The organism is Prevotella sp. HMSC077E09, from assembly GCF_001814685.1.
Classification (GTDB): Bacteria; Bacteroidota; Bacteroidia; order Bacteroidales; family Bacteroidaceae; genus Prevotella; species Prevotella oris.
The window spans coordinates 95,246-106,958 of record NZ_KV817495.1 but is presented as its reverse complement, the minus strand read 5'-3'; the positions used below and the strand labels follow the sequence as shown (position 1 = coordinate 106,958).

The 11,713-nt window shown below is 43.6% G+C and carries 14 protein-coding genes and 5 tRNA genes; all 19 read left to right on the top strand.

Features of this window, described 5'->3' with window-relative positions; genetic code table 11:
• Position 1: 1 nt before the first annotated feature.
• The 19 genes from HMPREF2983_RS01145 to rplL all read left to right on the top strand — a co-directional run bounded on the left by HMPREF2983_RS01145 (position 2) and on the right by rplL (position 11,603).
• Positions 2–1,732 carry a RagB/SusD family nutrient uptake outer membrane protein gene (locus HMPREF2983_RS01145; protein WP_070665791.1) on the top strand — a complete coding sequence of 577 codons (1,731 nt, stop codon included), beginning with the start codon at positions 2–4 and terminating at the stop codon, positions 1,730–1,732.
• A 71-nt stretch (positions 1,733–1,803) separates the two neighbouring features.
• Entirely contained in the window at positions 1,804–2,712 is a 909-nt protein-coding gene (locus HMPREF2983_RS01140; protein WP_070665788.1) for a glycerophosphodiester phosphodiesterase family protein, read from the top strand.
• A 54-nt stretch (positions 2,713–2,766) separates the two neighbouring features.
• Positions 2,767–3,666, top strand: a complete 900-nt coding sequence (locus HMPREF2983_RS01135; RefSeq protein WP_070665785.1) for a glycerophosphodiester phosphodiesterase family protein — start codon at positions 2,767–2,769, stop codon at positions 3,664–3,666.
• Positions 3,666–4,997 (top strand): MFS transporter, encoded by a 1,332-nt coding sequence (locus HMPREF2983_RS01130; RefSeq protein WP_070665782.1) that lies wholly within the window; start codon positions 3,666–3,668, stop codon positions 4,995–4,997. Before HMPREF2983_RS01135 ends, HMPREF2983_RS01130 begins: the two co-directional genes overlap by 1 nt.
• A 281-nt stretch (positions 4,998–5,278) precedes the next feature.
• Positions 5,279–5,470: a 30S ribosomal protein S21 gene (gene rpsU / locus HMPREF2983_RS01125; protein WP_004376913.1), complete on the top strand. Its 192-nt coding sequence runs from the start codon at positions 5,279–5,281 to the stop codon at positions 5,468–5,470.
• Between the two features lie 80 nt (positions 5,471–5,550).
• Positions 5,551–6,432, top strand: coding sequence for a tyrosine recombinase XerC (xerC, locus tag HMPREF2983_RS01120; protein ID WP_070665776.1), 882 nt, complete (start codon positions 5,551–5,553; stop codon positions 6,430–6,432).
• Positions 6,433–6,452: 20 nt separating this feature from the next.
• A complete protein-coding gene (hpf, locus tag HMPREF2983_RS01115) occupies positions 6,453–6,752 on the top strand; it encodes a ribosome hibernation-promoting factor, HPF/YfiA family (RefSeq protein WP_004373960.1) in 300 nt (99 codons plus the stop codon).
• Between the two features lie 100 nt (positions 6,753–6,852).
• Positions 6,853–6,926, top strand: a tRNA-Thr gene (locus HMPREF2983_RS01110).
• A gap of 45 nt (positions 6,927–6,971) precedes the next feature.
• Positions 6,972–7,053, top strand: a tRNA-Tyr gene (locus HMPREF2983_RS01105).
• An 18-nt stretch (positions 7,054–7,071) separates the two neighbouring features.
• Positions 7,072–7,144 (top strand) — tRNA-Gly (locus tag HMPREF2983_RS01100).
• 11 nt (positions 7,145–7,155) lie between these two features.
• A tRNA-Thr gene (locus tag HMPREF2983_RS01095) sits at positions 7,156–7,227 on the top strand.
• An 81-nt stretch (positions 7,228–7,308) separates the two neighbouring features.
• Positions 7,309–8,505, top strand: a complete 1,197-nt coding sequence (tuf, locus tag HMPREF2983_RS01090; protein ID WP_004373959.1) for an elongation factor Tu — start codon at positions 7,309–7,311, stop codon at positions 8,503–8,505.
• A gap of 61 nt (positions 8,506–8,566) precedes the next feature.
• Positions 8,567–8,639: transfer RNA gene (locus HMPREF2983_RS01085), tRNA-Trp, on the top strand.
• A gap of 16 nt (positions 8,640–8,655) precedes the next feature.
• Positions 8,656–8,847 (top strand): preprotein translocase subunit SecE, encoded by a 192-nt coding sequence (secE, locus tag HMPREF2983_RS13330; protein WP_004373958.1) that lies wholly within the window; start codon positions 8,656–8,658, stop codon positions 8,845–8,847.
• A gap of 10 nt (positions 8,848–8,857) precedes the next feature.
• On the top strand, positions 8,858–9,403 hold the full coding sequence (gene nusG, locus HMPREF2983_RS01080; RefSeq protein WP_004373957.1) for a transcription termination/antitermination protein NusG: 546 nt from the start codon (positions 8,858–8,860) through the stop codon (positions 9,401–9,403).
• Positions 9,404–9,463: 60 nt separating this feature from the next.
• Positions 9,464–9,904, top strand: a complete 441-nt coding sequence (rplK, locus tag HMPREF2983_RS01075; RefSeq protein ID WP_004376911.1) for a 50S ribosomal protein L11 — start codon at positions 9,464–9,466, stop codon at positions 9,902–9,904.
• Between the two features lie 21 nt (positions 9,905–9,925).
• On the top strand, positions 9,926–10,618 hold the full coding sequence (gene rplA / locus HMPREF2983_RS01070; protein ID WP_004373953.1) for a 50S ribosomal protein L1: 693 nt from the start codon (positions 9,926–9,928) through the stop codon (positions 10,616–10,618).
• 18 nt (positions 10,619–10,636) lie between these two features.
• Positions 10,637–11,155: a 50S ribosomal protein L10 gene (gene rplJ / locus HMPREF2983_RS01065; RefSeq protein WP_004373950.1), complete on the top strand. Its 519-nt coding sequence runs from the start codon at positions 10,637–10,639 to the stop codon at positions 11,153–11,155.
• A gap of 70 nt (positions 11,156–11,225) precedes the next feature.
• Positions 11,226–11,603: a 50S ribosomal protein L7/L12 gene (gene rplL, locus HMPREF2983_RS01060; RefSeq protein ID WP_004373941.1), complete on the top strand. Its 378-nt coding sequence runs from the start codon at positions 11,226–11,228 to the stop codon at positions 11,601–11,603.
• Positions 11,604–11,713: the final 110 nt, after the last annotated feature.

Below are 11,713 nucleotides of genomic sequence, written 5' to 3'. Positions count from 1 at the left end.
CATGAATAAAAATAATCTTTTCAGTAGCCTGACTTTATTGGGCTTGTTCGTTTTTTCTTCTTGTAACTTGGATTTGGCTCCAGAAGATACACTTAGTCCGAAAACGTATTTCAAGAACGGGCCGCAGCTCGAGTTGTGGACAAACCATTTTTATAGCTTGTTTCCCGATGTTGATGACCTTGCCAAACAGAATGCCGATGACAATATCAGTTCTGAATTGGGTGAGACACTGATGGGACAACGCAGTGCCGCAAGCGAAAACGGATGGACTTGGGAACGCTTGAGAGATATCAACTATTATCTCCAGCACTCCAATCAATGTCCTGACGAGCATGTAAGAAAGCAGTATGATGGGGTAGCCTATTTCTTCCGTGCCTATTTCTATTTTGATAAGGTGAAACGCTATGGTGATGTTCCATGGTATGATCAAGTATTGAACTCTAATGATGACAAGTTGCTCGCTAAGCCACGTCAAGACAGGGAAATCATCATGGATTCAGTGATGCAGGATTTAGACAAAGCCATTGGAATGCTCCCAACAAAGAAAGATCAGGTGCGTGTAACCAAATGGACAGCTTTGGCACTGAAGAGTCGTGTGGCTCTCTATGAAGGAACATTCCGCAAATACCGTGGTATGAACGATGCTGAGAAATATTTAAAACAGGCTGTAGCCGCCGGAGAGCAATTCATTGATAATAGTGGCTATAGGCTTTACACCAATGGAGTTGAACCCTATCGGACGTTGTTCAATAGCATTGACGCTGTCGGTGATGAAATTATACTGGCAAAAAGACACAGCAATACTGCAAATGTGCGCCACAGCATTCCTTTCAACATCATCATCTATCGCCAAAGCTTTACAAAGCGATTTATGAATCATTATTTGATGGCTGACGGAACACGTTTCGAGGATCAGGTAGGCTGGGAGACGATGGACTATGCAGCAGAAACCCGAAATAGGGACCCGCGCATGGCACAGACCGTACTTTGTCCTGGATATATTCAGGTGGGGGCAACGAAGGTGACGGCTAATGACCTCAGTGCTTTAACAGGTTACCGACCGATAAAATATGTGAATGCTTCGCCCTATGACGGTTCACTCAAAGCCATCACGGATTATCCGCTTTTCAGAGCAGCCGAAGTTTATCTGAATTTTGCTGAGGCAAAGGCTGAACTCGGCACTTTAACACAGGCTGATTTGGATAAGTCAATCAATAAAATAAGGGATAGAGTCGGTATGCTTCATTTGAATATGGCAGTAGCCAATGCCAATCCTGACAACCTGCTCTTGCAATATTATCCGAATGTCACAAGAAGTGCAAACACCGGTGTCATTTTGGAGATAAGACGCGAGCGTACCGTGGAGCTTGCATTGGAAGGATTCCGCTTGTGGGATATCTTCCGCTGGAAAGAGGGACAGCAACTGACCAAGGAATTCGAAGGTTGTTACTTCCCCGGTCCAGGTGAATACGACATGAACGGAGATGGGAAAGCTGATGTGTTGCTATACACCACAACCAAGGGAAATTTCAAAGGTGCGGCATTCAAAATCGGTAAGGACATCATACTTACTAACAATACATCGGGGAATATACATGCTCTGAGCAACATCGCCATCACTTGGGATGAAAACCGAGACTACTTGTGGCCTATCCCAGCAAGCGAGCGAGTGCTGACGGGTGGCATGTTGACACAAAATCCGGGCTGGACGGATAGTACTAACTTCGATTAATATAAAAAGTTCCAAGGCAAGCTGACCAATGCTTGCTTGGAGACTCAATCAATTCTTCAATAAGACAACTTATGAAAATTTTTAAGAAAGCCATTGTCGTACTACTTCTTATAGCAGCACCGTCAACGACAGTGGGACAGACATGCAGGGTTGATACACTGCTTCAATACATGCACGACAAAGGTAAGTCGAAACATGTGATGATTTTCGCCCATCGTGGCAATTGGCGTAACTCGGCAGAGAATTCTGTTCAGGCATTCCAAGACTGTATTGACGAAGGTCTTGACGGTATTGAGGTGGATCTCCAGATGACGAAAGACGGCGTGTTGGTCATTATGCACGATGACACCCTTGACCGCACCACAACAGGCTCTGGAAAGGTGGCCGACCACACGATGGCCGAGCTCAGGAAACTTAACCTGTTAACTCCCATTGGTGTGAAGACCCGTCAAAAGATACCGACCTTCGAGGAGATACTACGACTCGCAAAGGATAAGATACTTATTCAAGTAGACAAATGGAAACCTTACGGAAAGCAAGTGGCAGAACTTGTGAAGAAGCATGGTTGTGAACGGCAGATTGTCTTGCGGACAACTGATAACAGCGAAGTAACAAGAAAAAATTATGGAGAAAGTCTGAACGGCCTCATGCTGATGCCCGTACTTGTTTGCAAAGGGGGCGACGCGGATAATAAAAGATTGGAAGATTTCATCAAGAATTATTCGTCGCCCGTGATGAGCTTCTCTTTCACACGCGAGGATTTCCCTATTCTTAAGAAAATCCCCGAGTGCAAGAGGATCGGCTATCGTATTTGGCTTAACTCGTTATGGGATACGTTTAACGCGGGGCATGACGATGAAATGGCTGTTACCAATCCCGACAACAGTTATGGGTGGCTAATCAACCATGGAGCAGACATTATCTTCAGCGACAACCCTATGCTGTTAAAGAAATATCTGATAAAGATTAATAGGTGGTAGTAAGAGACCATCAAGCAGAAATCAATAATTCCTTAACTTATAACCTCAATTCACATGCAAAAGAAATTCTTATTGCTCGTTTTCTCGGCAGTCGCTATTTTCAGCACGGCAGCCGAAAACCGTGCAAATTTAATCAGAGAGAAACTACTCAACAGAGATAATCGCTCTGTAATTGTTGCTTCACACCGTGGCGATTGGCGCAATTTCTGCGAAAACTCGCTCGAAGCCATTGATAATGCGGCGAAAATGGGAGTTGACATCGTTGAGATAGATGTGCAACGTACAAAAGACGGACAGCTTATCCTCATGCACGACCCTAAACTTGATAGGACAACTACGGGAAAGGGCCTCATTGCAGACACGACATTGGCTTATATCAAGACCTTGCACTTGAAAAATGGCTGCAACATTCGTACAATTCATCGTGTGCCGACATTGAAGGAGGCGTTGCTGCATGCCAAAGGGAAAGTGATGCTAAATCTTGACAAGGCCGACAGATACTTTGATCAAGTGTATAAATTAATGCAGGAAACGGGTACAACGAAACAAATCGTTATGAAAGGCACAAAATCTGCCGAGGAAGTAAAAAAGCAATATGGCGATTACCTTAAGGATGTGATTTATATGCCCATTGTTGACCTTGATAAACCAAACGCAGTTGAACAGGTTGAAAAGTTTATCAGTGATATGCATCCGGTTGCTTTTGAACTTTTATTTAAGAAGGATACAAATACTATTCCACTGTCCTTACCGGTAAAACTCAAGGGAAAGGCACTCATCTGGTATAATACTCTTTGGGACACAATGGCAGGTGGACATGACGATGACATGTCTTTGGAAAATCCTGATAAAGGATATGGCTACCTTATCGATAAACTTGGTGCACGAATTATTCAGACCGACCGTCCACAGTATCTGATTGAATACCTACGTTCACGTAAACTGCACGACTGATGGAGCTTCTTAACAGAGTACTTTCATTTTATAAAATCCCGTCTCCGGCCGACAAGCCCGAGACGGATAAAGAAAGGTTTAAGCGTGTCCGCATCATATCCTTTCTCACTGCAACGTTGGGCTATGGAGTCTATTATGTTTGCCGACTCAGCATGAATGTCATCCGCAAGCCAATGGTAGAGGAAGGCTTTTTGTCAGAAACACAGATAGGCATTATTGGCTCCTGCCTTTTCTTCACTTATGCCATTGGTAAGCTATGCAACGGTTTTATTGCGGACAGAAGTAATGTGAAGCGATTGATGGCAACGGGATTGTTGGTGTCGGCATTGGTTAACCTCATCCTTGGCTTTACTGACTCTTTTTTTCTTTTCGCGCTGTTCTGGGGTATCAATGGATTCTTCCAATCTATGGGGGCCGCTTCGGGTGTAGTCTCTCTGTCAAGATGGTTTGATAGTAGTAACCGAGGTACTTACTATGGTTTTTGGAGTGCCAGCCATAACATTGGCGAGGCAATAACTTTTATTACCATAGCAATCATTGCAACGCAGTTTGGCTGGCGTTACGCATTGGTTGGTGCAGGCGTGATAGGTATCGCATATTTTGTTGTGATGCAAATAGGTATGAAAGATACGCCGCAGAAGTATGGTTATTTGTTAGAACAGCAGAACTTGAATAAACAGAAAGAAAATACTGATTTCAATAAAGCGCAAAAGGCTGTTTTACGTAATCCTGCAATCTGGATTTTGGCTTTAGGCTCTGCCTTCATGTACATCAGTCGATATGCCGTCAACAGCTGGGGTGTTTTCTATCTTGAAACGATGAAAGGCTATTCAACACTGGATGCCAGCTTTATTATTTCTATTAGCTCTGTATGCGGTATAGTTGGAACTATTCTTTCTGGACTTATCTCTGATAAGTTCTTTAAAGGATCTCGAAATGTTCCTGCATTGGTTTTCGGACTGCTGAATGTCGTAGCCTTATGTCTCTTTCTGCTTGTGCCTGGCGTGCATTTCGTTATAGATGTCATTGCCATGGTACTCTTTGGTCTGGGTATCGGTGTACTGATTTGTTTCCTTGGAGGATTGATGGCTGTCGACATTGCACCTAAGAATGCAGCAGGTGCAGCGCTTGGTGTTGTCGGTGTAGCAAGTTATATCGGAGCAGGCGTTCAGGATATCATGAGCGGATGGCTGATAGAGGGGCACAAACATTTGGTAAACGGAACCGAAGTCTATGATTTTACCTATATCAACTATTTTTGGATTGGCGCAGCATTCCTGTCTGTCATTCTGACGCTTCTTGTTTGGAATGCTAAACCAAGCGGAAATTAAGGTATATGGGCTTTGTGCGTAATCGAATGGAAAATACACATTTAACGATCGTGCGCAATAGCCCTTATAGCCTATTTATAAAAGTACATTTCAATGACACTTTTTTGCCTTATTCTATAAGTAGAAATCTCTATAGTTTCCAAAGAAAAACGGGAAAATATTTGGAAGTTCAGGAAATAAGATGTAATTTTGCATCCGCTTATAGTGGATTGTTGGCTCTCGATGGGTCGTAACCACTTGAAGATGAGTTTTATATAAACAATTTAATAAAAACAAAAAACATGATTATTGTACCAGTAAAAGATGGTGAGAACATCGAAAGAGCTCTCAAGAAATTCAAGAGAAAATTCGAAAAGACAGGTGTTGTTAAGGAGCTTCGTGCTCGTCAGCAGTACAACAAGCCTTCTGTTTTGAAGAGACTCAAGATGGAGCACGCTATCTACGTACAGAAGCTGCGCACAAACGAGGAATAAAAACTCGTTAAAAATTTGGTAGTTTGAATTTAATTCCGTAAATTCGTTGCCATAAACATGTAGATGTTAGCAGCGCGTTTATGATGATTGACAAGTTTCTCGACTATCTTAGGTTTGAGCGTAACCGCTCCGAACTGACGGTGAAGAACTACGGGGATGACCTTCGGGCTTTTGAGAAGTTCTTTAGAGACTTGAAAAATCCGGTATCTTGGGAGTCGGTAGACTCGGATGTTGTTCGCAACTGGATGGAGCGCATGATGGATGAAGGAAACAATGCTGCATCAATCAATAGGCGATTGAGTGCGTTGCGTTCCTTTTATCGTTTTGCATTGTCAAGAAAGCTTGTGGATAAGGATCCGGTTCACGGCATCACGGGACCGAAAAAGGGCAAGCCTCTGCCTCAATTCCTGAAAGAAAAGGAGATGGACAGGCTGCTTGAGCGGGAATACTGGACAAGAAGTTTTGAAGACGTACGTGACCGTGCGATTATCATGACTTTCTATGAAACCGGCATTCGGCTTTCGGAACTGACGGGACTTGATGACAAAATGGTTGACTTTGCGGAATACCAGTTGAAAGTAACGGGCAAGAGAAATAAACAGCGCATTATTCCCTTTGGTGAAGAGCTTTGCACCACGCTTCGTGATTACATGGAGTGCAGAGACCGCGAGGTTGATCGGTTGTCAGAAGCTTTGTTTGTTACCGATGAGGGACAGCGAATGTCTGCAAGTCTGGTGAGAGAACGAGTGAAGCGAAGTCTTTCGAAGGTGTGTACGCTGAAGAAACGCTCACCGCATGTGTTGCGTCATACATTTGCGACAGCGATGCTCAATCATAAGGCAGGAATTGAAAGTGTAAAGAAGTTGCTCGGGCATGAAAGTCTGTCGACGACAGAAATCTACACCCACACAACATTTGAGCAGCTTAAACGTGAATATTCTATTGCCCATCCAAGGGCTTAACCTTTAAAACGGAGTTAACTATGGAACTGAAAATTCAGTCGATTCATTTCGACGCTACCGAGAAGTTACAGGCGTTTATCGAAAAGAAAATCGCCAAGTTGGAGAAAACTTACGAAGATATACAGAAAGTAGAGGTGCAACTAAAGGTAGTCAAACCTGCCACCGCCCTTAATAAAGAAACTTGTGTCACGGTTTCTGTGCCAGGTCAGAAGCTCTTTGTAGAGAAAACTTGCGACACATTTGAGGAGGGAATTGATGAAGCTGTTGATTCAATGAAGGTGCAGTTGACTAAGTTCAAGGAAAAAATCCGCAATCATTGAAAAAACTGATTAAAAGTTTTGGAGATTAGAAAAATAAACAGTATCTTTGCAGCCGTTTTACAACACGTCCTATTATAGTCGTAGTCGGCTGCAAGGATTTGCCTCTTTAGCTCAGTTGGCCAGAGCACGTGATTTGTAATCTCGGGGTCGTTGGTTCGAATCCGACAAGAGGCTCAACGGATGGTCTGAAAAGGCTTCTGTTTATGACAAGTACAACATGGGTGGTTACCAGAGTGGCCAAATGGGGCAGACTGTAAATCTGCTGGCGATGCCTTCGGTGGTTCGAATCCATCACCACCCACATCCGAAAGGAGTTTTTGCGGAAATAGCTCAGTTGATAGAGCACTAGCCTTCCAAGCTGGGGGTCGCGGGTTTGAGCCCCGTTTTCCGCTCTCAATCCGACGCTGTAATAGCTCAGTGGTAGAGCACTTCCTTGGTAAGGAAGAGGTCCTGAGTTCAACTCTCAGTTACAGCTCTTTTCGGTTTCTATTTTTTATAGATATTGAAAAAACAAAATATTGATTATACATTTATATAAATAAAACAAAGAAAAGCTATGGCTAAAGAAGAATTCGTACGTACCAAACCCCATGTAAACATTGGTACAATCGGTCACGTTGACCACGGTAAGACAACTCTTACTGCAGCAATTTCAAAGGTTCTTCATGAGAAGGGCTTCGGTTCAGAGGATGTTAAGTCTTTCGATCAGATTGACAATGCTCCCGAAGAGAAAGAGCGTGGTATCACCATTAACTCTGCTCACATTGAATATGAAACAGCTAAGCGTCACTACGCACACGTAGACTGCCCGGGTCACGCTGACTATGTGAAGAACATGGTAACAGGTGCTGCTCAGATGGACGGTGCTATCTTGGTAGTTGCTGCAACTGATGGTCCTATGCCACAGACACGTGAACACGTGCTTTTGGCTCGTCAGGTAAACGTACCTCGCTTGGTTGTATTCTTGAACAAGTGTGATATGGTTGATGACGAGGAAATGCTTGACCTTGTTGAAATGGAAGTTCGCGAAATCCTCGAACAGTATGGTTACGAAGAGGATACTCCTATCATCCGTGGTTCTGCACTTGGTGCTTTGAACGGCGTTGAAAAGTGGGTTGACTCAGTAATGAAGTTGATGGATACTGTTGATGAGTGGATTCAGGAACCAGTACGTGAGGTTGATAAACCATTCTTGATGCCAGTTGAGGATGTATTCTCAATCACAGGTCGTGGTACTGTTGCTACAGGTCGTATCGAAACCGGTGTCTGCAAGGTAGGTGACGAAGTTCAGCTCCTCGGTCTTGGTGAAGATAAGAAGTCTGTCATCACAGGTGTAGAGATGTTCCGCAAGAACCTTGCTGAAGGTCAGGCTGGTGACAACGTAGGTTTGTTGCTCCGTGGTATTGACAAGGCTGAAGTTAAGCGTGGTATGGTAGTTGTGCACCCGGGTGCTATTACTCCTCACGATCACTTCAAGGCTTCTATCTATGTATTGAAGAAAGAAGAAGGTGGCCGTCATACTCCATTCGGTAACAAGTATCGTCCTCAGTTCTACCTCCGTACAATGGACTGTACCGGTGAAATCAAGTTGCCAGAAGGCGTTGAAATGGTTATGCCTGGTGATAACGTTGAGATTGAGGTTGAATTGATCTACAAGGTTGCTCTGAACGAAGGTCTCCGTTTCGCTATCCGTGAGGGTGGTCGTACGGTAGGTTCTGGTCAGATTACTGCAATCCTTGATGATGTTAAGTAATCAAGACTGAAGTCATTATGAAATAAGAGTTTCCGTTACTTGTTGTAGCGGAAACTCACTTACGGGAATAGCTCAGTTGGTAGAGCATCGGTCTCCAAAACCGAGGGTCGTGGGTTCGAGTCCTGCTTCCCGTGCTAAATAGAAGATAATATGTTTGAAAAGATAGTAAATTATTGCAAAGCTTGCTATGATGAGCTTGCGCATAAGACTACTTGGCCAACACGTGCCGAACTTACCCACAGTGCAATGGTTGTATTATCTGCTTCCCTTGTCATTGCACTGGTAGTGTTCGCGATGGACAGTCTGTTCAGGTTCGTGATGAGTACAATTTATCCAAATTAATTTTCGGGAAATGGCTGAAACAGGAAACAAATGGTATGTACTGCGCGCCGTTAGCGGAAAAGAGGCTAAGCTGAAAGAATATATCGAAGCCGAATTGAAGCATAATGAGTTGCTGAGTACGCATGTCTCTCAGGTTCTGATACCGGTGGAGAAACATGCTTCCTTGCGTAATGGCAAAAGAGTGGTAAAGGAAAAGATTTCTCTTCCAGGCTACATCTTTGTTGAGGCTAACCTGGTTGGTGATGTTGCGCACACTCTGCGCTTCATGCCTAACTGTTTAGGTTTCCTTGGAGGTTTGGATGAGCCCTCACCTGTCCCACAGTCTGAGATTAACAGGATGTTGGGAACTGCCGAAGTTACAGAAATTGAGGATACAGTTGATATCCCATATGTTGTAGATGAGACGGTGAAAGTGACAGACGGCCCATTCAGCGGCTTCAGCGGTGTAATCGAAGAGGTTAATGCCGAGAAGCATAAACTGAAAGTGATGGTCAAGATCTTCGGACGTAAGACTCCGTTAGAGTTAAGTTTTATGCAAGTAGAAAAGGAAAGTTAAGCTTCGTTACGGAAGAGACTGACCTTTTATAAAAATCAATTTTTAATATTAACAAAGAAAATGGCTAAAGAAGTTGCTGGTTTAATCAAATTACAGATTAAGGGTGGCGCTGCGAATCCTTCACCTCCAGTAGGCCCTGCGTTGGGTTCTAAGGGTATCAATATTATGGGATTCTGCAAAGAGTTCAACGCCCGTACCCAGGATAAGGCAGGTAAAATCCTACCTGTTGTTATCACATACTATACAGATAAGTCATTTAGCTTCATTATCAAGACTCCTCCTGCAGCTGTTCAGCTGAAAGAGGCTGCCAAGATTAAGACTGCTTCTGCACAGCCTAACCGTCAGAAGGTTGCCAGTGTAACCTGGGAACAAATTAAGGCTATTGCTGAAGATAAGATGAATGACCTCAACTGCTTTACAATTGAGTCGGCTATGAAGCTGATTGCTGGTACTGCTCGTAGTATGGGTATTACTGTAAAAGGGGACTTCCCTGGTAAATAATTTAAAACTTCAATTAAGAAAATGAGTAAACTGACAAAAAATCAAAAATCAGTAGCTGATAAGGTTGAAGCAGGGAAGGCATACACATTGAAAGAGGCTGCAGAGCTTGTTAAGGAAATTACCACAACAAAGTTTGATGCGTCTCTGGATATTGATGTACGTCTGGGCGTTGACCCACGTAAGGCTAACCAGATGGTTCGCGGTGTCGTTTCACTGCCTAACGGAACTGGTAAGACTGTTCGTGTGCTTGCACTCTGTACTCCTGATCAGGAAGCTGCCGCAAAGGAAGCTGGTGCTGATTATGCTGGTCTTGATGAATATGTTGAGAAAATCAAAGGTGGTTGGACCGACATTGACGTCATCATCACTATGCCGTCTTGCATGGGTAAGATTGGACCTTTAGGCCGTGTACTCGGTCCTCGTGGTTTGATGCCAAACCCCAAGAGTGGTACTGTAACAATGGATGTTGCCAAGGCAGTAAAGGAAGTTAAACAGGGTAAGATTGACTTTAAGGTTGATAAGGCTGGTATTATCCATACCTCAATCGGTAAGGTATCAATGACCCCTGAGCAGATTTTCGGTAACGCGAAGGAATTTATCCAGACGGTTATCAAATTGAAGCCTGCTGCTGCTAAAGGTACATATATCAAGAGTATCTTTATTTCAAGCACTATGAGTAAGGGTATCAAAATTGATCCTAAATCAGTTGAATAACTCTAAAAGTTTTGTACAATGAAGAAAGAAGTAAAAGATACTATTATCGTTGAACTTGGCGAGAAGCTGAAAGAGTATCCTCATTTCTATCTGGTAGACCTTACCGGACTGAATGCAGAGGCTACGAGTACACTTCGCCGCAAGTGCTTCAAGAGCGAAATCAAGATGGTCGTTGTGAAGAACAAACTTCTGCACAAGGCTTTCGAGGCTTCGGATATTGATTTTGAACCTTTATATGGCACACTGAAAGGTACTACAGCTGTTATGTTTACAACAACAGCTAATGTTCCTGCCAAGTTGCTGAAGGAATACGAAAAGGAAGGAATTCCTGCACTCAAGGCTGCATATGCAGAGGAAAGCATCTATGTTGGTGCAGATAAGCTTGCAGAACTTGCAGCCCTCAAGAGCAAGAACGAGGTTATCGCAGAGATCGTTTCTCTGTTGCAGTCTCCTGCAAAGAACGTTGTTTCTGCTCTTCAGTCAGGCGCAAACACCATCCATGGTGTGCTCAAGACTTTAGGCGAGCGTCCTGAATAATAGTTGAACAGCATTCAATTATAGAGTCAAAAACATAATTTTAACAAGAACAATTAAATTTTAGAATAAAATGGCAGACATTAAAGCTATTGCAGAAGAATTAGTAAATCTTACTGTTAAGGAAGTAAATGAGTTGGCAACAGTCCTGAAGGACGAGTATGGTATTGAGCCTGCCGCTGCAGCTGTTGCTGTAGCTGCTGGTCCTGCTGCTGGTGGTGCAGCTGCAGCAGAGGAGAAGTCTTCATTCGACGTAGTCCTCGCTGAAGTTGGTGCTACAAAGCTTCAGGTTGTGAAGGCTGTTAAGGAAGCTTGCGGTCTTGGTCTGAAAGAAGCTAAGGATCTCGTAGATGGTGCTCCTTCTACAATTAAGGAAGGCGTTGCTAAGGACGAGGCTGAGAACCTGAAGAAGGTTATCGAAGAGGCTGGTGCCAAGGTAGAGCTGAAGTAATTCAGAATTACAGTTTTTCTTTAAATACGGTTAGGATCTTCCAAGTAGGTTGGTCCTAACCTTTTTGTGTCTTTTATACATAATTAGCCTGATTAGGCTGATGAAGCTTA

Bases quoted from the DNA above. Each gene is read 5' to 3' on its own strand.
- HMPREF2983_RS01145 (WP_070665791.1), top strand. From the start codon at position 2: ATGAATAAAAATAATCTTTTCAGTAGCCTGACTTTATTGGGCTTGTTC.
- HMPREF2983_RS01140 (WP_070665788.1), top strand. From the start codon at position 1,804: ATGAAAATTTTTAAGAAAGCCATTGTCGTACTACTTCTTATAGCAGCA.
- HMPREF2983_RS01135 (WP_070665785.1), top strand. From the start codon at position 2,767: ATGCAAAAGAAATTCTTATTGCTCGTTTTCTCGGCAGTCGCTATTTTC.
- HMPREF2983_RS01130 (WP_070665782.1), top strand. From the start codon at position 3,666: ATGGAGCTTCTTAACAGAGTACTTTCATTTTATAAAATCCCGTCTCCG.
- rpsU (WP_004376913.1), top strand. From the start codon at position 5,279: ATGATTATTGTACCAGTAAAAGATGGTGAGAACATCGAAAGAGCTCTC.
- xerC (WP_070665776.1), top strand. From the start codon at position 5,551: ATGATGATTGACAAGTTTCTCGACTATCTTAGGTTTGAGCGTAACCGC.
- hpf (WP_004373960.1), top strand. From the start codon at position 6,453: ATGGAACTGAAAATTCAGTCGATTCATTTCGACGCTACCGAGAAGTTA.
- tuf (WP_004373959.1), top strand. From the start codon at position 7,309: ATGGCTAAAGAAGAATTCGTACGTACCAAACCCCATGTAAACATTGGT.
- secE (WP_004373958.1), top strand. From the start codon at position 8,656: ATGTTTGAAAAGATAGTAAATTATTGCAAAGCTTGCTATGATGAGCTT.
- nusG (WP_004373957.1), top strand. From the start codon at position 8,858: ATGGCTGAAACAGGAAACAAATGGTATGTACTGCGCGCCGTTAGCGGA.
- rplK (WP_004376911.1), top strand. From the start codon at position 9,464: ATGGCTAAAGAAGTTGCTGGTTTAATCAAATTACAGATTAAGGGTGGC.
- rplA (WP_004373953.1), top strand. From the start codon at position 9,926: ATGAGTAAACTGACAAAAAATCAAAAATCAGTAGCTGATAAGGTTGAA.
- rplJ (WP_004373950.1), top strand. From the start codon at position 10,637: ATGAAGAAAGAAGTAAAAGATACTATTATCGTTGAACTTGGCGAGAAG.
- rplL (WP_004373941.1), top strand. From the start codon at position 11,226: ATGGCAGACATTAAAGCTATTGCAGAAGAATTAGTAAATCTTACTGTT.